The organism is Haliea alexandrii (assembly GCF_003719295.1).
GTDB classification, from domain to species: domain Bacteria; phylum Pseudomonadota; class Gammaproteobacteria; order Pseudomonadales; family Halieaceae; genus Haliea; species Haliea alexandrii.
In genome coordinates this window covers 21,025-38,517 of the sequence record NZ_RFLW01000001.1, presented here as the reverse complement: position 1 = coordinate 38,517, position 17,493 = coordinate 21,025, and the positions used below count along the sequence as shown (strand labels likewise).

17 protein-coding genes are annotated in these 17,493 nt (G+C 62.8%); 5 read left to right on the top strand and 12 right to left on the bottom strand.

Annotated features, from left to right (window positions below):
• Nucleotides 1-58: 58 nt before the first annotated feature.
• Nucleotides 59-2,377, bottom strand: coding sequence for a TonB-dependent receptor (locus EGJ68_RS00185; RefSeq protein WP_123032573.1), 2,319 nt, complete (start codon nt 2,375-2,377; stop codon nt 59-61).
• A 285-nt stretch (nt 2,378-2,662) separates the two neighbouring features.
• On the opposite strand from EGJ68_RS00185, the gene EGJ68_RS00180 reads away from it, so the two are divergent.
• Genes EGJ68_RS00180 through trpC form a run of 3 tightly spaced genes read left to right on the top strand, consistent with a single transcriptional unit; the run spans nt 2,663 to nt 5,105 of the window.
• Complete coding sequence (locus EGJ68_RS00180) at nt 2,663-3,256, top strand: anthranilate synthase component II (RefSeq protein WP_199227884.1); 594 nt, start codon at nt 2,663-2,665, stop codon at nt 3,254-3,256.
• Nucleotides 3,256-4,302, top strand: a complete 1,047-nt coding sequence (gene trpD, locus EGJ68_RS00175) for an anthranilate phosphoribosyltransferase (RefSeq protein WP_123032572.1) — start codon at nt 3,256-3,258, stop codon at nt 4,300-4,302. Before EGJ68_RS00180 ends, trpD begins: the two co-directional genes overlap by 1 nt.
• Nucleotides 4,302-5,105, top strand: a complete 804-nt coding sequence (trpC, locus tag EGJ68_RS00170; protein WP_123032571.1) for an indole-3-glycerol phosphate synthase TrpC — start codon at nt 4,302-4,304, stop codon at nt 5,103-5,105. The genes trpD and trpC overlap by 1 nt, the downstream gene beginning before the upstream one ends.
• Here trpC and crp read toward each other — a convergent pair.
• Nucleotides 5,102-5,746, bottom strand: a complete 645-nt coding sequence (gene crp / locus EGJ68_RS00165; protein ID WP_123032570.1) for a cAMP-activated global transcriptional regulator CRP — start codon at nt 5,744-5,746, stop codon at nt 5,102-5,104. The two genes, trpC and crp, sit on opposite strands and share 4 nt — an antisense overlap.
• Before the next feature lie 120 nt (nt 5,747-5,866).
• Here crp and EGJ68_RS00160 point away from each other — a divergent pair, with 120 nt between their 5' ends.
• Nucleotides 5,867-6,295, top strand: a complete 429-nt coding sequence (locus EGJ68_RS00160) for an OsmC family protein (RefSeq protein ID WP_123032569.1) — start codon at nt 5,867-5,869, stop codon at nt 6,293-6,295.
• Nucleotides 6,296-6,356: 61 nt separating this feature from the next.
• Here the strand turns inward: EGJ68_RS00160 and coq7 are convergent, their stop codons facing one another.
• The 5 genes from coq7 to dusB are packed head-to-tail and all read right to left on the bottom strand — an operon-like array spanning nt 6,357 to nt 11,206.
• The gene (coq7, locus tag EGJ68_RS00155) at nt 6,357-7,001 is read right to left on the bottom strand and encodes a 2-polyprenyl-3-methyl-6-methoxy-1,4-benzoquinone monooxygenase (RefSeq protein ID WP_123032568.1); all 645 of its coding nucleotides are present in this window, start codon (nt 6,999-7,001) and stop codon (nt 6,357-6,359) included.
• A 23-nt stretch (nt 7,002-7,024) separates the two neighbouring features.
• Nucleotides 7,025-8,308, bottom strand: a complete 1,284-nt coding sequence (gene purD / locus EGJ68_RS00150; protein WP_123032567.1) for a phosphoribosylamine--glycine ligase — start codon at nt 8,306-8,308, stop codon at nt 7,025-7,027.
• A gap of 14 nt (nt 8,309-8,322) precedes the next feature.
• Nucleotides 8,323-9,897: a bifunctional phosphoribosylaminoimidazolecarboxamide formyltransferase/IMP cyclohydrolase gene (gene purH, locus EGJ68_RS00145; RefSeq protein WP_123032566.1), complete on the bottom strand. Its 1,575-nt coding sequence runs from the start codon at nt 9,895-9,897 to the stop codon at nt 8,323-8,325.
• 17 nt (nt 9,898-9,914) lie between these two features.
• A complete protein-coding gene (gene fis, locus EGJ68_RS00140) occupies nt 9,915-10,223 on the bottom strand; it encodes a DNA-binding transcriptional regulator Fis (RefSeq protein WP_123032565.1) in 309 nt (102 codons plus the stop codon).
• Nucleotides 10,220-11,206: a tRNA dihydrouridine synthase DusB gene (gene dusB, locus EGJ68_RS00135; protein ID WP_123032564.1), complete on the bottom strand. Its 987-nt coding sequence runs from the start codon at nt 11,204-11,206 to the stop codon at nt 10,220-10,222. The genes fis and dusB overlap by 4 nt, the downstream gene beginning before the upstream one ends.
• A 137-nt stretch (nt 11,207-11,343) precedes the next feature.
• On the opposite strand from dusB, the gene EGJ68_RS00130 reads away from it, so the two are divergent.
• A complete protein-coding gene (locus EGJ68_RS00130; protein WP_123032563.1) occupies nt 11,344-12,183 on the top strand; it encodes an SDR family NAD(P)-dependent oxidoreductase in 840 nt (279 codons plus the stop codon).
• Nucleotides 12,184-12,194: 11 nt separating this feature from the next.
• On the opposite strand, the gene prmA is transcribed toward EGJ68_RS00130, so the two are convergent.
• The 5 genes from prmA to EGJ68_RS00105 form a co-directional block, all read right to left on the bottom strand.
• The gene (prmA, locus tag EGJ68_RS00125; RefSeq protein ID WP_123032562.1) at nt 12,195-13,088 is read right to left on the bottom strand and encodes a 50S ribosomal protein L11 methyltransferase; all 894 of its coding nucleotides are present in this window, start codon (nt 13,086-13,088) and stop codon (nt 12,195-12,197) included.
• Nucleotides 13,088-14,440 carry an acetyl-CoA carboxylase biotin carboxylase subunit gene (gene accC / locus EGJ68_RS00120; protein ID WP_123032561.1) on the bottom strand — a complete coding sequence of 451 codons (1,353 nt, stop codon included), beginning with the start codon at nt 14,438-14,440 and terminating at the stop codon, nt 13,088-13,090. Before accC ends, prmA begins: the two co-directional genes overlap by 1 nt.
• A 43-nt stretch (nt 14,441-14,483) precedes the next feature.
• Nucleotides 14,484-14,945, bottom strand: a complete 462-nt coding sequence (gene accB, locus EGJ68_RS00115; protein WP_123032560.1) for an acetyl-CoA carboxylase biotin carboxyl carrier protein — start codon at nt 14,943-14,945, stop codon at nt 14,484-14,486.
• Between the two features lie 25 nt (nt 14,946-14,970).
• Nucleotides 14,971-15,414, bottom strand: coding sequence for a type II 3-dehydroquinate dehydratase (gene aroQ, locus EGJ68_RS00110; RefSeq protein ID WP_123032559.1), 444 nt, complete (start codon nt 15,412-15,414; stop codon nt 14,971-14,973).
• 238 nt (nt 15,415-15,652) lie between these two features.
• Nucleotides 15,653-17,365, bottom strand: coding sequence for a protein-disulfide reductase DsbD family protein (locus tag EGJ68_RS00105; protein WP_123032558.1), 1,713 nt, complete (start codon nt 17,363-17,365; stop codon nt 15,653-15,655).
• Between the last annotated feature and the right edge of the window lie 128 nt (nt 17,366-17,493).

Genomic DNA, 17,493 nt, shown 5'->3' with positions numbered 1-17,493 from the left:
ACTGCCCCGCCTTGCGGGCGGGGCGATGGAACGCTAGCGGGGTGAGTTGAGCTGACGCTTAGAAGTTATACCGTGCGGTCACGCCGAAGGTGCGCTGGGGCACCAGGTTGATTTGCGTGTAGGATCCGCCGCTGAGTGCCAGGTCATATTGGTCTGGGCCCTGTTGGTAGTTGACGGTTTCATCATCCAGCAGGTTCTTCGCAAATACCGAGACATCCCAGCTGGCATCCGCGCTGCGCCAGCCGGCGTACAGGTTGAAGATGCTGTAGGAATCGAAGCTCTCACGTACGGCGCCGATACCGGCTGAGGCTTCCGTATTCAGGCGCTCATCGGTGAACTTGTACAAACCGCGCAGGTAGACCTCAGTCGACTCCAGCGGCCAGGTGTACTCGGAGTTGAGCGACAGGGACAGCTCGGGCTCGCCACCGATGGGGTCGCCTTTGATGTCACAGGACCCGAGCACTTCGCCGGGCTCGCGCTGGTTGCAGGGTTTGCTTGCACCATCGTCCCATTCACCTTTGGCGTAGCTGAAGCTGGCGCCGGTAACCCATTGCTCTGTGATCAACAGTCGGCCGTCAAACTCCACACCGTAGGTGGTGGCGTCGCCGTTAAAGATGAAGCCGCCGACGATGTCGACCGGGGCCCCGGAGTCATCCAGCACCTGGATACCGCGTGTGAAGCCGATGTAGCCATCGAACTGCTGGTAATACACGGCACCGTTCAAGGTGGCGCGGCCATCGAGCAGGCGGCTCTTGAAGCCCACTTCGATCGCATCACTGGTTTCTTCGTCATGCAACAGGTCGTCCTCGCCGTTGGGCAGGAATACCACGTTCGGGCTGGGCGTAATGGAAATGCCGCTGGGGCGATAGCCGCGGTTGTAGGCACCGTAGACCGAAACATCGTCATTCAGCGCGTAGCGAAGTTTCAGTGAGCCGGTTACCGCCGTCTCGTCACCTTTCTGGTTGCGTTCGGAAACGCCTTCGATCGGGAAAGCCGCCGCGATACTGGATTCCACCAGTGGCGCGAAAGGCAGCAGGGCAGGTGGCAGATAATTGAGCGAGTCATAGTTGATGGTGCTGGCGCGGAAGCGATCATAATCGGTCCAGCGCAAGCCCGCTTCCAGCTGCAAGGCGTCGGTCAGGTAGAAGGTGTTGAAGGTAAATACAGCCAGCTCCTTGCCATCGACCGGCAATACACCCGAGCTGAGGAAGGAGATTTCCGGTCCGTCGGTAATCGTGGTGTTGCTGCTGAACTGCGTCGTCGTGTTCTGTTCGTTGTAATAAACGCCGACGATATAATCCCAGAAGTCATTGCCCGACGAGCTGAGGCGGAATTCCTGGGAATAGCTCTCCACTGCGGTCAGCGTGTTCTGGTGTGTCAGGGCTTCCGGGTTGGTGACATAGTGCGCACGGTCGTTTTCTGTACCGGCTGGTTTATCCGAGTTCTGATAGGCGGTCACCGAAGCCAGCTCGAGATCGCCCACGGTCCAGTTCACCAGCAGGTTGGCGAGGTCGTATTTGATTTCACCAAAATTGTTGTATTTACCCAGTGCAATTCTGTCATCGTCATTCAGCGTGGGACGTTCGCCGAGGGCATCTACACCGGAAACCGCTTTACTGTCCTCAATGTAGCGATCGAGATACTGCCATACCAGCGTTACGTCGAGATCATCGGTGGGGAGCCAGTTCGCGGTGATGCGACCGGATTTTGACTCCGCCTCCGGGTCGTCCAGCCCGCTGGTGATGTTGTTGACATCACTGGAATTGTTGGTGTCGTAAACCCCGGCAACACGCACGCCGAGCTTTCCTTCAATCAGCGGGCCCGTCCAGGCAGCCTGCGTGTTCAGGCCGTCGTTGTCGCCGACGGTCATCTGCACATAGCCATTGGTTTCAAACAGGTCTGGACGGCGCGTGATGATGTTGATGGCGCCGGCCGGTGACGTTGCACCCTGTAGCGTGCCCTGGGGGCCACGCAGGATTTCCACACGCTCGAGATCGTACAATTGGGTGAAAGCATTGTCTGCTCGCACAATGCCCGAGTTCCAGTATACGTCCACGGCGCTGGCGGCGCCGGCTTCCGGGTCAATGCTGATACCGCGCATCGAGATATTGGAGTTGCGCGCGTTCGGCGCCGACAGTGTGACACCGGCGGTTTGTTGCTCCAGGTCAATGAAACTGAGGGCGGAAAAGCGTTCAATGGCTTCTCCGGTCACCACGTTGACTGTTGCGGAGATGTCCTGCACCAATTCGGTGCGCTTTTGTGCCGTAACAATGATCTCTTCGAGCTGCATTTGCGCGAGAACGGGAGTCGCCACCGTGGTCACGGCAACTGCCAGGAGTGTTTTTCGCGCTGGTGTGTAGGCCTTTTTCTGTCTCATATTATGGTCAACTCTATTCCGCAGTAAATTTTCGGCTTATTCGACCCCGGGGTTCGGTTGGGCAACCCGGGTCGGCCGTATAGTAGGCAGGGTTTTAAAAAAAGTACATGCCAGTGAATAAATATACGCATGTCACCTTATTGTGTTAGGCGGTTGCCGCCTGCGACGCCGGGTCTGATCGGACAGTACCCGGGACGCCTGTGGCCGGTTGGCTGACCGGCAAGGACATTGCTCGCCTACCTTTGAGGCATGGTAAACTGCGGCCCCACGCCGCAAGGGACGACCATGCCAGACATTTTGATGATCGATAACTACGACTCCTTCACCTGGAACATCGTCCAGTACCTTGGCGAGCTCGGTGCAGAGGTCCAGGTGGTGCGCAACGATGAAATCACTGTTGCCGATGTGGCGGCCATTGCCCCCACCCGGGTCGTGATTTCGCCCGGCCCCTGCACGCCCAACGAGGCGGGTATTTCCATGGACGTTATCCGCGAATATGCCGGCAAGCTGCCCATTCTCGGTGTGTGCCTGGGCATGCAGAGCCTGGGGCAGGTCTACGGTGGCCGCGTGGTGCGTGCGCGACAGGTGATGCACGGCAAGACGTCCCTGATCCATCATCGCGGGCAGGGTGTGTTTCACGGCTTGAGCCAGCCCTTTGAAGCCACGCGGTATCACAGCCTGGTGGTGGCGCGCGACGGGTTGCCGGCGTGCCTGGAAGTCACCGCCTGGACGGAAACTGCCGACGGGGAAGTGGATGAAATCATGGGCCTCAGGCATCGCGAGTATGCGCTGGAGGGCGTGCAATTCCACCCCGAATCGATTCTCACTGCGCACGGGCACGACCTGCTGCGCAATTTCCTGCAACTGGAGGCCCGTTGATGACATTACAGGAAGCACTCGCCCGTCTGGTTGAGCGCCAGTCGCTCGCACGCGATGAGATGGCGGACGTGATGCGTGTGGTCATGTCCGGGGGCGCCACGGATGCCCAGATCGGCGCTCTGCTGGTCGCGCTGCGCATGAAAGGTGAAACCACCGACGAGATCGCCGGTGCCGCGCAGGTCATGCGCGAGTTGGCTACGCCGGTGCAGGTGACGGGAGAGCACCTCGTGGATCTGGTGGGCACCGGTGGCGACGGTGCAAACCTGTTCAACGTCTCGACAGCGGCGTCCTTCGTGGTGGCGGCGGCTGGAGCGCAGGTGGCGAAACACGGCAATCGCTCTGTCTCGAGTACCTCGGGCAGCTCCGACCTGCTGGAAAACCTGGGTGTGCCCCTGGATCTCACCCCGGCGCAGGTCGCCCGGGCGATCGACAGTGTGGGCCTGGGCTTCATGTTCGCGCCTGCGCACCACGCCGCGATGCGCCACGCCATCGGCCCCCGCCGTGAACTGGGCATGCGCACCCTGTTCAATGTGCTGGGCCCGTTGACCAATCCCGCAGGTGTGCGCCGCCAGGTGATCGGTGTATTCGACCCCGACCTGTGCCGGCCTCTCGCTGAAGTGTTGAAACTCCTGGGGAGCGAGCATGCGCTGGTGGTGCACGGCGAAGGTGGTCTTGACGAAATCACCTTGAGCGGCGGCACCGCAGTCGCGGAGCTGGTGCGCGGTAACATTGCAACCTATCGTATTGCGCCCGAAGACTTTGGACTCGAGCGCCAGAGTCTCGACGGGCTGTCTGTTACGAGCGCAGAGGAGTCGGCAGCGCTGATTCGCGCAGCGCTCGCGGGCCGCGACACACCCGCGGCGCAGAAGGCGGCAGCGATGATCGCCCTGAATGCCGGTGCCACCATTTATGTCGCCGGACTCGCGGCTACGATTGCCGATGGCGTGGCGCTGGCCGAGGACCTGATCGCGACGGGTCAAGCAAGGGAAAAAATGAAAGAGTTTATCGATTTCACGCAGATGATGAGCCAGGGAGGCCACGCCTGATGGCTGCTGCACCAACGATTCTGCGTCAGATTCTGGCGCGCAAACACGAGGAGGTGGCGGCAAGGCGTCGGCGCGACTCCCTGGCAGATCTTGAGTCGCGTATCTCCGAGCAATCAGCGCCGCGGGGCTTTGTGCAGGCGCTGCGGGAGCGCGTCAATGCGGCACAGCCCGCGGTGATTGCCGAGGTGAAAAAAGCCTCGCCCAGCCAGGGCGTGATTCGCGCTGATTTTGATCCGGCCGCGATTGCTCGCAGCTATGAAAGTGGCAAGGCGGCCTGTCTGTCGGTGCTCACGGATGTCGACTTCTTCCAGGGCAGTGATGCCTTTTTGCAGCAGGCGCGCGCGGCCTGTGCGCTGCCCGTGTTGCGCAAGGATTTCACGGTGGACGTGTGGCAGGTCGTGGAGGCGCGGGCCATCGGTGCCGATGCGGTGCTGTTGATTGCCGCGGCGCTGGAGGACGCGCAAATGCGCGAACTCGCGACTGCGGCAGCAGACTACGGGCTGGACGTGTTGGTAGAGGTGCACGATCGCGCCGAACTGGAGCGCGCCCTTGACCTCGGCTTGCCCCTGCTGGGCATCAACAACCGTGATTTGCATACCTTCCAGACGACGCTCGATACCACGCTTGGCCTGCTGCCGCATATTCCGGCTGACCGCGTGGTGGTCACCGAAAGCGGCATACACACAACGGACGACGTGTCTGTTATGCAAGAGGCGGGTGTATTCAGCTTCCTGGTGGGTGAGGCGTTCATGCGTGCGCCTGAGCCCGGTGAGAAACTGCGGGCGATGTTCTTCCCCGGCTAGCGGGTGCCCAGCACCACCATGGTCTTGCCGGAGACAGCCACCAGGCCCTCCTCCTCCAGGTTTTTCAGGACCCGCCCGGCCATCTCCCGCGAGCAACCGACGATCTTGCCGAGTTCCTGGCGGGTCACCTTGATCTGCATGCCGTCGGGGTGTGTCATGGCATCGGGCTGTTTGCAGAGGTCGATGAGCGTGTGGGCGATGCGCCCGGAAACATCGACAAAAGCGAGGTCCTTGAGCTTGCGTGTGGTCTGCCGCAGGCGCATACCCATCTGGTTGGCGATGGCGAACAGAATATCCGGGTAGTGGCTGCGGATCTGGTGGAAGCGCGCGTAGGATATTTCCGCCACTTCACACTGCTCGCGCGCCACAACCATGGCGCTGCGCACTTCCTCGCTGGCGCCGAACAGCCCCATTTCGCCGAAAAAATCCCCGGCGTTCAGGTAGCTCACCACCATCATGTGGTCGGCATCGTTCTCGTCCTGCACCATCACCGACACCGAACCGTCCAGAATCAGGAACAGGCGGTCACAGTCGGCGCCCTCCTGCAGGATGGCATGCTTGGCCCGGTAGATGGAGCGATTGCAGTGGCGAAGGAAGTTCTCGACCCCTGGAATGGCACTGGTGACCTGATGCTTGAGCATGCTGTGGTTTCCTGTTGTCTTACACGGCCTAGCCACCAATATTACCCCACGCCTGCGGCAAGTAAAACGTAAACCCCTGTGCTAAGCTCGCGGCGACGTGAAATCAGGAGACGTAGTGCGATGCAGGCAACCGTGAAGTGGGTGGACGGGGTCATGTTCCTGGGCGAGTCCGGCAGTGGGCACAGCGTGGTGATGGACGGCCCACCGGACCTCGGTGGGCGCAACCTGGGGCCGCGTCCCATGGAAATGCTGTTGCTGGGCGTGGGCGGCTGCTCCTCGTTTGATGTGATGAGCATGCTGCAGAAGTCCCGGCAGCAGGTTGTCGATTGCCGTGTGGAAATAGAGGCCGAGCGGGCGGATGCCGTACCCGCCGTGTTCACGCGCATTCACATGCACTTCGTGGTCACGGGCGTGGCGCTGAAGGAAAAGCAGGTGCAGCGCGCGGTCGAGCTGTCGGCGGAAAAGTACTGCTCGGCGTCGATCATGCTGGGCGCTGCGGGCGTGGCGATGAGCCACAGTTTTGCCATCGAGGCGTTTGCTGCCGCCTGAGGCGGCATCGTGGCTGCCCACATCTTGGTGGGCAGCGGTGAGGTAAACCGCGCGTGCCCTGTTACAGGTAGTAGCTGCTGCGGGTCATCAGACGGGAAACGGCGCTCATCAGGTCCTTGACCGGTGCGGGCAGCTCGGCGCCGCCTGCGGCGAGGGCGTTCTCCCCGTGCCGTTCTTCATCCTCCAGCATTTTCTGCAGAATCAACTGGGATTTGCGGTCGTCCGCCGGGAGTTGTTGCAGGTGATCGCGCAGGTGGCGGCAGACCCGTTCCTCGGTTGCAGCAACGAAGCCCAGGCTCCACTTGTCACCGATTGCGCCGGCGCTGGCGCCGAGCAGAAATGACATGCCATACCAGGCCGGGTTCAAGTGGCTGGGGCGGCTGCCGAGTTCCTGCAGGCGCTGGGCGCACCAGGCCAGGTGGTCTTCCTCCTCGCGTGCCGCTTCGCGCATGTCTTCGCGCACCGTGGGCAGTTTCGCCGTGAGCGCCTGCCCCTGATAGAGCGCTTGCGCGCACACTTCACCGGTGTGGTTGACCCGCATGAGACCGGCCACATGGCTGCGTTGGGCCGGGTTGAGCGCGCTGTCGCGGTGTCCATCTGCAGGTGACGGCCGCGTGGCCGGTCGGCCCCGGTTGCTCAGGGTTCGCAGTACGGTGTCGGCCTCGCCCAGCAGGCGATCAATGAAGGTCAGTTGTCGGCTGTGCATGGCACGCTCCCTCACGGTGGAGGCTAACTATAGCGGGCGATCGCCCGCCAACCAATATCGTTGCGCCGGGTGACGCCGTCCCAGTGAATATACTGCGCGGCGTCGTAGCAGCGTTGCTGGGCGGCGGCGATGTCCTCGCCCAGCGCAGTGACGCAGAGCACCCGGCCGCCATTGGTGACCACCTCATCGCCCGCGAGGGCAGTACCGGCGTGGAACACCTTGACCGTCTCCGGGAAAGGGTGGTCCAGCCCGGTAATGGGCAGACCTTTGGCGTAGTCGCCCGGGTAGCCGCCGGCGGCCAGTACCACACCAATAGCGCAGCGCGGGTCCCAGGTGGCGGTGGCGCGGTCCAGGTGCCCGTCCAGGGCGGCATTGCACAGGCCGGCGAGGTCGGATTGCAGGCGCAGCATAATAGGTTGCGTTTCCGGATCGCCGAAACGGCAGTTGTATTCGATCACCTTGGGGACGCCGCTGGAGGAGATCATCAGCCCCGCGTAAAGAAACCCTGTGTAGTCATTGCCTTCGGCAGCCATGCCGCGCACGGTGGGCAGGATGACCTCATCCATCACCCGCTGGAACACGGCATCGGTGACGACCGGTGCCGGCGAGTAGGCGCCCATGCCGCCCGTGTTGGGGCCGGTGTCGCCATCGCCGATGCGTTTGTGGTCCTGGCTGGTGGCCATGGGCAGCACGTTCTTGCCATCCACCATCACGATAAAGCTGGCCTCTTCACCTGCCAGAAACTCCTCAATCACCACGCGGCAGCCGGCATCGCCAAAGGCGTTGCCCGAGAGCATGTCGGTGACGGCGGCCTCGGCCTCGGCGAGGGTTTCGGCAACGATCACGCCTTTGCCTGCCGCCAGCCCATCCGCTTTCACCACAATGGGCGCACCCTGGCCGCGCAGGTAGGCGAGCGCAGGTTCCAGTTCGGTGAAGTTGGCGTAGGCCCCGGTGGGAATACCGTGGCGGGCGAGGAAGTCCTTGGTGAACGCCTTGGAGCCCTCCAGCTGCGCTGCACCTTTGCGCGGGCCGAAGCAGCGCAGGCCGCGATCACTGAAATAATCGACTATGCCGGCGACCAGCGGTGCCTCGGGCCCGACGATCGTCAGCGCAATGCCCTCGGACTCAACAAACCCGGCGAGCCCGGCAAAGTCCATGCTGTCGATGGCCACATTGTGCAGCCCCGGTTCCGTTGCGGTGCCAGCATTGCCGGGCGCGACGTAAACACAATCGACGGTGTCGCCCTGTGCGGCCTTCCAGGCGAGCGCGTGTTCGCGGCCACCGCTGCCTATCACCAGAATCTTCATCAATGCTCTCTCGCTTAGTGGCGGAAATGGCGCATGCCGGTAAACACCATGGCCATGTCGTGTTCATCAGCGGCGGCAATGACTTCCTCGTCACGAATGGAGCCACCTGGCTGGATAACCGCCGCAATACCTGCCTTGCCAGCGTTGTCGATGCCGTCGCGGAAGGGGAAGAACGCGTCGGACGCCATCACTGAGCCACGCACGGCGAGGCCCGCGTGCTCGGCCTTGATGGCGGCGATGCGCGCCGAATTCACGCGGCTCATCTGCCCGGCGCCCACACCCACCGTCTGGCCATTGGTGGCGTAGACGATGGCGTTGGATTTGACGAATTTGGCGACTTTCCAAGCGAACAGCAGGTCCAGCATCTGCTGCGGCGTGGGTTGCTGCTTGCTGACAATGCGCAAATCGCCACGCTCAACCATACCCAGGTCGCGGTCTTGCACCAGCAGGCCACCGTTCACCCGCTTGTAGTCCAGGGCCGGTTGGCTGTCGCTCCAGTTGCCACAGGCGAGCACCCGCACATTCTGCTTGGCCGCCACTACCTCCTGTGCCCCGGCGCTGACCGCGGGCGCGATAATCACCTCTACGAACTGCCGTTCCACAATGGCCTGCGCCGTCTCGGCATCCAGCTCGCGATTGAAGGCGATAATGCCGCCAAAGGCAGATTCGGGGTCGGTGGCAAAGGCGAGGTTGTACGCCTCCAGCAGGTTTGCGGCCACGGCAACACCGCAGGGGTTGGCGTGCTTGACGATGACGCAGGCGGGTTCGGCAAAATTTTTCACGCACTCCAGCGCGGCATCGGTATCCGCCACATTGTTATAGGACAGCGCCTTGCCCTGCAGTTGCCGGGCGGTGGCGATGCCGGCCTCGGCCGGCTGTGCCTCAACGTAGAAGGCGGCCTTCTGATGCGGGTTCTCGCCGTAGCGCATCTCCTGTGCCTTGTGGAATTGGGTGTTGAACGTGCGCGGGAACACCGGCGAACCGCCGGGGGCGAGTTTGCCGAAGTGATTGGCGATGGCGCCGTCGTAGGCTGCAGTGTGCTCGTAGGCGCGAATGGCGAGGTCGAAGCGGGTTGCCAGTGTGGTGGCGCCCTCATGGGTACGCATTTCCTCGATGATGCGTGTGTAGTCGCCGGCGTTGACCACAATGTTTACCCAGCGGTGGTTCTTCGCCGCGGCGCGCACCATGGTGGGCCCGCCAATGTCGATGTTCTCCACCGCGTCTTCCAGGGTGCAATCCGGCTTGGCGACCGTGGCCTCGAAGGGGTAGAGGTTGACGATCACCATGTCGATGGCGTCGATACCATGCTCGGCCATTACCGCGTCATCTTGCCCGCGCCGCGCCAGTATGCCGCCGTGGATCTTCGGGTGCAGGGTCTTCACGCGTCCGTCCATCATTTCCGGGAAGCCGGTGTGGTCTGCCACTTCGGTGACCTCAAGGCCGCTGTCGCGCAGCAGGCGATAGGTGCCGCCGGTCGAGAGCAGCGCCACGCCGAGCGCCTGCAGTTCGGTGGCGAATTCGACGATGCCGGTTTTATCGGAGACGCTGATGAGTGCGCGTCGAACGGGTACGAGGTGAGAGTCGCTCATGGTTTTTGGGTTGCCTGTCAGCTTTTGTCGGAAATGAGTTGGTACTGTTTGAGTTTCTTGCGCAGCGTGCCGCGGTTCAGCCCCAGCATGTGGGACGCCCGGGTCTGGTTGTTGCGGGTGTAGTCCATGACCGCGCGCAGCAGCGGTGCCTCCACCTCGGCCAGTACCAGATTGTAGAAGTCGGTTGTCGACTGGCCATCCAGCGCTTCAAGGTATTCGCCCACGGCGCGCGCCACGGCATCGTGCAGTCGCTCGGGTGCGGGCTCGGGGTGAGCGCTGGCGGGCTGGGTGTCGGGATGTAGCGAGGGTGGTTCGAGGTCTTTCATGCTGCAAGGTTCTCTGCGCCGGTGCGCGTAAAGAGACAATCAATCATGTGAAGCTGGGCGCTACTGTCGGTCAGGGCGTTGAAGGCGGCCCGGTGTGCCAGCCACTGTGGTTGGTGTTGCAGGAACCAGCCAACGTGCTTGCGTGCAATGCGCGGGCCGAGGAAGTCGCCGTAGAAAGCATGCAGGGCGCGAACGTGGTTGTGCAGCAGGGCGACTTGTTGTTCCAGTGACGGCGCGGAAGGTGTCACGCCACTGGCCAGTCGCCCGGCGATCTGCCCGCATAGCCAGGGGCGGCCCTGGGCGGCGCGGCCGATCATGACTCCGGCGGCCCCGGTGTGGCGGAGCACGGCCTCGGCTTTCTCGGCGGAATCGATATCGCCGTTGGCGTAGACCGGCATATCGACCGCCGCCACGATGTCGGCGATGGTGTCGTATTCCGCGTGGCCGCGAAATGCACAGGCGCGGGTGCGGCCATGCACGGCGAGGGCGGCGATGCCGGCATCCTCGGCAATACGCGCGATGCTCACACCGTTGCGCGATTCCGGCGCGGGGCCGGTACGTATTTTGAGTGTGACTGGCACGGCCACGGCGGCCACCACGGCGCGCAGAATACTTTCCACCAGCGATTCATCAGCCAGCAGCGCAGAGCCGGCCGCCTTGCGGCAGACCTTTTTTGCCGGGCAGCCCATATTGAGGTCGATCAGCTGCGCGCCCAGCGCAACGTTGTAGCGTGCCGCCTCGGCCATCTGCTGCGGATCGTTGCCGGCGATCTGCACCGAGCGCGGCTCGATTTCAGCGTCGTGGCGCGTGCGCAGGCGGGTTTTGTCCGTGTTGCGCAGACGCGGATTGCTGTTGACCATCTCGGACACCACCAGGCCGGCACCGAGCCGGGCGCACAGTTGCCGGAACGGCAGGTCGGTTACGCCCGCCATGGGCGCCAGGGCAACGGCGTTGGTGAGTGTGTAGGGCCCGATTCGCGGCATTGGGGGAGGCTGTGAGGTCGCTTCAGGAAGCAGCGTATGATACGCCACCGTGGCGCGGGGTTAAAGCGCACTGTGGTGGATGTGTGTTGCGCGTTAAACTCGGGATCGTTGCAGCCAATAATCAATAAGGATGACTTATGACGACAGTGAATGCTTTGCAGGGTAAAACAGCTCTGGTAACCGGTGGTGCCGGTGGTATCGGCGCTGCGTGCGCACGCGCCCTGCTGGCGGACGGGGCGGCTGTGGTATTGATGGGGCGCCGGGAGGAGGCACTGCAGGCAGTGCGCCAGGCGTTGCTGGAGGCGGTGCCGGGCGGACAGGTCAGTCTCTGCCCCGGCGATGCGCTGCAACAGGATGATGTCTGCAGGGCGGTGGATATGGCGCACGCCATAGCCGGACGCCTGGATATTGTGGTACCCACGGTGGGCGGTGGTGGCTTCAAGCCGCTGCTGCTGCAGGACCTGGATGGCTTGCGCCAGGAGCTGGACCTGAATATTGGATCCGTTTTTCTCGCGGTACGACACGCGGCGCCGGTGATGGCGCGCGGCGGTAGCATCGTATGCATTTCCTCAACCACAGCAGGCATGCCGTTTCCCTGGCTGTCGGCCTACTGCGCGGGCAAGGCTGGGCTGGAAGGCCTGGTGCGTTCCGCCGCTGACGAGCTTTCCTATCTGGGCCTGCGTATCAACGCGGTACGCCCGGGGCTGACACGCAGTGATGCCACGGGTGATCTGTTTGCCAGCCCCGAGATGATTCAGGCGTTCAAAGAGCAGATACCCCTGCAGCGTCCCGGAGAACCGGAAGATATTGCCGCCAGTGTTCGCTATCTGGCGGGTCCCGAGTCGTCCTGGGTGACCGGGCAGTGCTTCAATGTGGATGGCGGCCAGTGCCTGCGGCGGCACCCCGACATGACCGGTGGGCTGACCCATCTGTTCGGCGAGGAGGCGATGGCGGGGGTTCTGGGCCGCGAGGGCTGACTTGCGAGTGGTCAGGCGGCGGGCAGCGTGCCCTGCAGGCAAACCCAGTCCTCGCGCTCTCCTGCCACGTGCAGGGTGAGGCGGGGTGCGTAATGTGTGCACAACACGGCGGCCTGGTTCTGCAACAGGCCGGACAGCAGCAGGGTGCCCCCCGGTTTGAGCAGGCTGAGCAGCGTATCTGAAAGCTCCGCCAGCGGCCCGGCAAGAATGTTTGCCACTACCACATCGGCCTGGCCCCGCCAGGCGGCGTTGGTCTGCACATCCGGCAGGGTGACCGTGAAGCGTTCCTCGGCAATGCTGTTGCGCCTGGCGTTCTCGCGGCTCGCGACCAGTGCCTGCGGGTCGTTATCCACACCCAGGCCGCGCTCGGCGCCGAGTTTGAGGGCGGCCACCGCCAGGATGCCAGAGCCACAGCCATAGTCGACCACGGTCTGACCCGGTTGCGTTAGCTGTTCAAGCTGGCCCAGGCATAATGCGGTGGTCGGGTGCGTGCCAGTGCCAAACGCCAGACCCGGATCGAGCAGCAGGTTGACGGCGTCCGGCTCCGGCGGGTCCATCCAGCTTGGGCACACCCACAAGCGCTGGCCGAAACGCATGGGCTGGTAGTGGCTGATCCACTCGCGCTCCCAGTCTTTGTCTTCCAGGATTTCCACCCGCTGATTGCATCCCTGCAGCAGCGCTTCAGGGATGCGGGCGAGCACCGCGGGCATGTGGGTATCGGCGGGAAACAGGCCCGTGAGCCGGGTCTGTTGCCACAGTGGGGTCTCGCCCACGCCGGGCTCCAGCACCGGCTGGTCAGCGTTGTCCTCCATGGTCACCGCCACCGCACCTGCCGCCAGCAAATGCTCCTCAAGCGCGTTTGCCAGCGCCGGGCTGGTGTCCAGTCGAAGTTGCAGCCAGCTCACTAGTTCCAGTCTTCCAGCTTGCTTTCAAGGTAGTGAATACTTACTCCGCCAGCCTGGAAGGAGCGGTCCCGAACCAGTTCCCGATGCAGTGCCGTGTTGGTGCGAATACCTTCGATAACCAATTCATCGAGCGCCTGGCGCATTCTCGCCAGGGCGATCTCGCGGTCCTCGCCGTAACTGATGATCTTGGCGATCAGTGAGTCGTAGAAGGGCGGCACCGTATAGCCGTCATACAGGTGGGAATCGACGCGAATGCCGGGGCCACCGGGCGCGTGAAACGTGGTGACTTTGCCTGGCGAGGGCATGAACGTCTGGTGGTCTTCGGCATTGATGCGACACTCGAACGCGTGTCCGCGGAAGGCGACCTGCTCCTGGGTGACGGAAAGGGGCAGGCCGCTGGCGATACGCAGTTGTTCACGCACGATATCGATGCCGGTAATCAGCTCGGTGACAGGGTGTTCGACCTGCACCCGGGTGTTCATCTCAATGAAGTAAAAGCCGCCGTCTTCGTAGAGAAATTCGAAGGTGCCGGCACCGCGGTAGCCGATTTCGATACAGGCATTCACACAGGCTTCAGCCACTTGCGCACGCAGGTGCTCGTCGACGCCAGGTGCCGGCGCTTCCTCCAGCACTTTCTGGTGGCGCCGCTGCAAGGAGCAGTCGCGGTCGCCCAGGTGAATGGCGTGGCCCTGGCCGTCAGCGATCACCTGCACTTCCACGTGGCGCGGTTTCTGCAGGAATTTCTCCAGATAAACGACGCCGGAGCCGAAGGCCGCCGCGGCCTCCGCCTGGGTGAGCTGTACCGAGTTCAGCAGCGCCGCTTCATTATGCACGACCCGCATGCCGCGGCCGCCGCCGCCAGCGGCAGCCTTGACGATCACCGGATAGCCAATGCGCCGGGCGATATCCAGTGTGCGCTCCGCATCGTCCGTGAGTGGGCCGTCAGAACCGGGCACTGTGGGCACGCCGGTCTTCTTCATGGCGTCAATGGCCGATACCTTGTCACCCATCAGGCGGATGGTGTCAGCCTTCGGGCCGATAAAGATGAAGCCGCTTTTCTCCACCTGCTCCGCGAAGTCGGCGTTCTCTGCCAGAAACCCGTAGCCCGGGTGAATGGCGCTTGCATTGGTCACCTCGGCGGCGCTGATGATGGCCGGGACGTTGAGGTAGCTTGCAGTCGAGGCCGCGGGGCCGATACAGACTGATTCATCCGCGAGGCGCACGTGCATCAACTCGCGATCTGCCTTGGAGTGCACCGCTACGGTCTTGATGCCCATCTCCTTGCAGGCTCGAAGAATCCGCAGGGCTATCTCACCGCGATTGGCGATGAGAACCTTTTCCAGCTTGGCCATGATGTATTCCTCTGCTTGCGGCGCGCAGGCGCCGGGGGCTGTGTCAGACGATGGAGAACAGAGGCTGTTCGAATTCGACCGCCTCACCGTTGTCGACCAGGATTGCCTCAATGGTGCCGGACTTGTCTGCCTCGATCTGGTTCATCATTTTCATGGCCTCAACGATGCAGAGGACATCGCCGACCTTGACGCTCTGGCCTACGTCAACAAAAGCGGCCGACGTGGGCGATGGTGACCGATAGAAGGTGCCCACCATCGGCGAGGTGATAACATTGCCGCTGTGAGCAGGTGCGCTGGGGGCCGAGGCCTCTGCAACGGGGGCCGCCGCTGCCACCGGCGCACTCGGTGCGGGCGCAGGCGCGGGGGGCTGCGCGTAGGCCGCCATCAGCGGCTGTGCGCTGTTGCGGCTGATGCGGACAGACTCCTCGCCCTCCTTGATTTCAATCTCATCGATGTTGGACTCTTCCAGCAATTCGATCAGCTTCTTAACTTTGCGAATGTCCATGATAGGGCTCTCTCTGGTTTTTGTTTCAGGGTTGTTCCAGGCGCTGCAGGGCCGCCAGCAATGCGAGTTCGTAGCCGTGCGCGCCCATTCCACAGATCACGCCCACCGCCAGGTCTGAAAAGTAGGAGTGCTGGCGGAAGGGTTCCCGGGCATGGGTATTGGACAGGTGCACTTCTATGAAAGGTATGGCGACGGCGGCCAGCGCATCGCGCAGAGCGACGCTGGTGTGGGTGAATGCGGCGGGGTTGATGAGGATGAAGTTCACCCCTTCGCGGCGGGCATCGTGGATGCGCTCGATCAGCTCGTATTCGGCGTTGCTTTGCATGGCCAGCAGGTGGTGCCCCTGCTCCGTTGCCACATGGGTCAGCCTGTTGTTGATGTCCGCCAGCGTGGTGTGGCCGTAAACGGCTGGTTCACGCTCCCCCAGGAGGTTCAGGTTGGGACCGTGTAAAACCAGAATGGTGGCCATGTTTACCTGCCCGTATGCTCGTAACCCGTCTCAGCGAAGTCTGGCTGAAAAACCGCTGGCTGTCCATGTTCGCGCAGCATTTTTTAGAAAATAGAGGATGTTAGCCGCTATTTAGCCGATTTTTTCCTCTTTCCGGGAGATGGCGACGGCGCAGCGCGCATTCTGCGCCAGTTTGCTGAAAGTAGGCGAAAAGCAGGGAAATGTCAGTAAATGGTGAGGAAAATGGGGCGATCTGGGCCTAAATTGCTGAAAGGCCCTCCAGCGCGCTGATGACCGTGCCGCGCGTCAGCACCTGTGGCAGGAGAACCGCTGCAGCAGCCGGGTCCGCCGGGTAGAGTACGTACAGCGGGATACCGAAACGGCCGTGGCTGCGCAGGTAACTGGCGATATCGGCATCGTAATTGGTCCAGTCAGCCACCAGGAACGCAACATTATGCTCGCTGAACGCCGCCTGCACCGCGTCTGTATAGAGAACACCCTGCTCATTGGCAATACAGGTGATGCACCAGTCAGCGGTGACGTCAACGAACACCGGGCGACCGCTACGGCGCTGGCGCTCGACTTCCTGCTCCGACCATACGAGCACGGTATCCCCGGCCGTTACCGTGGCCTCGGGCGCCGGAATCCGCCACAGTCCCAGCGCAACGGCGCCCAGCAGGCAGGCCACCGCGAGCAGCTTGCGTGCCGCCCCGCCTTGCCACAACCACAGTCCCAACGCGAGCAGCAGGCCACCGCTCAGGGCTGCAGCCATGGTGTCCACGCTGGTTTGTCGCCCTGCCACCCATAGCAGCCAGATGGCCGTGGCGTACAGGGGGAAGGCGAGCAGTTGTTTCAGTGTTTCCATCCAGGCGCCGGGCCGTGGCAGCCAGTCGCGCGCCCGGCCACTGTAGCTCAGCAGCAACAGTGGTGCTGCCATGCCCGCCCCCAGTGCAAAGAAGATGGACAGCGACACCAGTGCGGGTTGCGTCAGCGCAAATCCCAGCGCCGTGCCCATGAAGGGTGCCGTGCAGGGGCTTGCAACCACCACGGCGAGCACCCCGGTGAAGAAACTGCCTACCGATCCCTGTCGCCCGGCCAGGCTGCCCCCCAGGTTCATCACACTGTTGCCCAGTTGGATCATGCCAGACAGGGCAAGGCCCATGGCGAGGAACAGATAGGCGAGCGCGATGACGAAGCCCGGTGACTGCAACTGGAATCCCCAGCCCACGGCCTGCCCGGCTGTCTGCAACCCAATCAGCACGGCGGCCACGGCAAGGAAGCTGGCGACCACCCCGAGGGTGTACAGCCAGCCGTGTTGCAGACGCTCGTGGCGGCTGCTGTTGGCGAAACCGAGCACTTTCAGCGACAGGACCGGGAATACGCAGGGCATGAGGTTGAGGATGGCGCCGCCGAGAAAGGCGAGCAGCAGCATATACGGCAACCTCAACAGGGTGTTGGCGGCGGTGGCGTTGTTGGTGGCGGGCAGCGCGGGGGCCTGGGCCACCGGGCTCACCTGGCGACTGGCGAAATCGATGTCGAACACTTCCGTGCGTGGTGGATAGCACAGTCCGGCATCCGCACAGCCCTGGGATTGCACCGTCAGCCTGGCAAACGTGACCGGCTCCTGCGTGTCGAGGCGCACGTCTACCTCGTTGTAGTACACCTCTACATCACCGAAAAATTCGTCGCTGCGGGCGAGGCCGGACGGCACATCCGCCTCTGTGGCAAGGGGTTTGCCGGCGTGTTCCAGGCGAAATTCGAAGGCGTGCCGATAGAGGTAGTAGCCCTCAACGATACGCCAGTGGAGCCGCAGGCGGCCCTCGGGTGTAGCCTCCACCGCCAGCTGATAGGCTTCCTCCACCGGCAGGAAATCGGGCTGTGCAAAGGGGTTCGCCGCCGGCGCGCCAGTGGGCAGCTGGGCCAGGGCCAGCCCGCTGGACAACCAGAGCAGGCTGGCAAGCAGAAAACGCATGAAGAATCCTTCTACGGTGGCGGCCGCATGCCGCGTCGCGATTGTAGCAGCCTGAGCCGGGCGGCCCAACGAATTGCCGGCAACCGCCCGGTGCGCAAGTGTTATAATCTGAGCCTGTCGGGTTGTGA

Bases quoted from the DNA above. Each gene is read 5' to 3' on its own strand.
- purH (WP_123032566.1), bottom strand. From the start codon at position 9,897: ATGAGCGACTCTCACCTCGTACCCGTTCGACGCGCACTCATCAGCGTC.
- aroQ (WP_123032559.1), bottom strand. From the start codon at position 15,414: ATGGCCACCATTCTGGTTTTACACGGTCCCAACCTGAACCTCCTGGGG.
- EGJ68_RS00180 (WP_199227884.1), top strand. From the start codon at position 2,663: ATGCCAGACATTTTGATGATCGATAACTACGACTCCTTCACCTGGAAC.
- trpC (WP_123032571.1), top strand. From the start codon at position 4,302: ATGGCTGCTGCACCAACGATTCTGCGTCAGATTCTGGCGCGCAAACAC.
- EGJ68_RS00105 (WP_123032558.1), bottom strand. From the start codon at position 17,365: ATGCGTTTTCTGCTTGCCAGCCTGCTCTGGTTGTCCAGCGGGCTGGCC.
- trpD (WP_123032572.1), top strand. From the start codon at position 3,256: ATGACATTACAGGAAGCACTCGCCCGTCTGGTTGAGCGCCAGTCGCTC.
- purD (WP_123032567.1), bottom strand. From the start codon at position 8,308: ATGAAGATTCTGGTGATAGGCAGCGGTGGCCGCGAACACGCGCTCGCC.
- crp (WP_123032570.1), bottom strand. From the start codon at position 5,746: ATGCTCAAGCATCAGGTCACCAGTGCCATTCCAGGGGTCGAGAACTTC.
- accC (WP_123032561.1), bottom strand. From the start codon at position 14,440: ATGGCCAAGCTGGAAAAGGTTCTCATCGCCAATCGCGGTGAGATAGCC.
- EGJ68_RS00130 (WP_123032563.1), top strand. From the start codon at position 11,344: ATGACGACAGTGAATGCTTTGCAGGGTAAAACAGCTCTGGTAACCGGT.
- EGJ68_RS00185 (WP_123032573.1), bottom strand. From the start codon at position 2,377: ATGAGACAGAAAAAGGCCTACACACCAGCGCGAAAAACACTCCTGGCA.
- accB (WP_123032560.1), bottom strand. From the start codon at position 14,945: ATGGACATTCGCAAAGTTAAGAAGCTGATCGAATTGCTGGAAGAGTCC.
- dusB (WP_123032564.1), bottom strand. From the start codon at position 11,206: ATGCCGCGAATCGGGCCCTACACACTCACCAACGCCGTTGCCCTGGCG.
- coq7 (WP_123032568.1), bottom strand. From the start codon at position 7,001: ATGCACAGCCGACAACTGACCTTCATTGATCGCCTGCTGGGCGAGGCC.
- fis (WP_123032565.1), bottom strand. From the start codon at position 10,223: ATGAAAGACCTCGAACCACCCTCGCTACATCCCGACACCCAGCCCGCC.
- EGJ68_RS00160 (WP_123032569.1), top strand. From the start codon at position 5,867: ATGCAGGCAACCGTGAAGTGGGTGGACGGGGTCATGTTCCTGGGCGAG.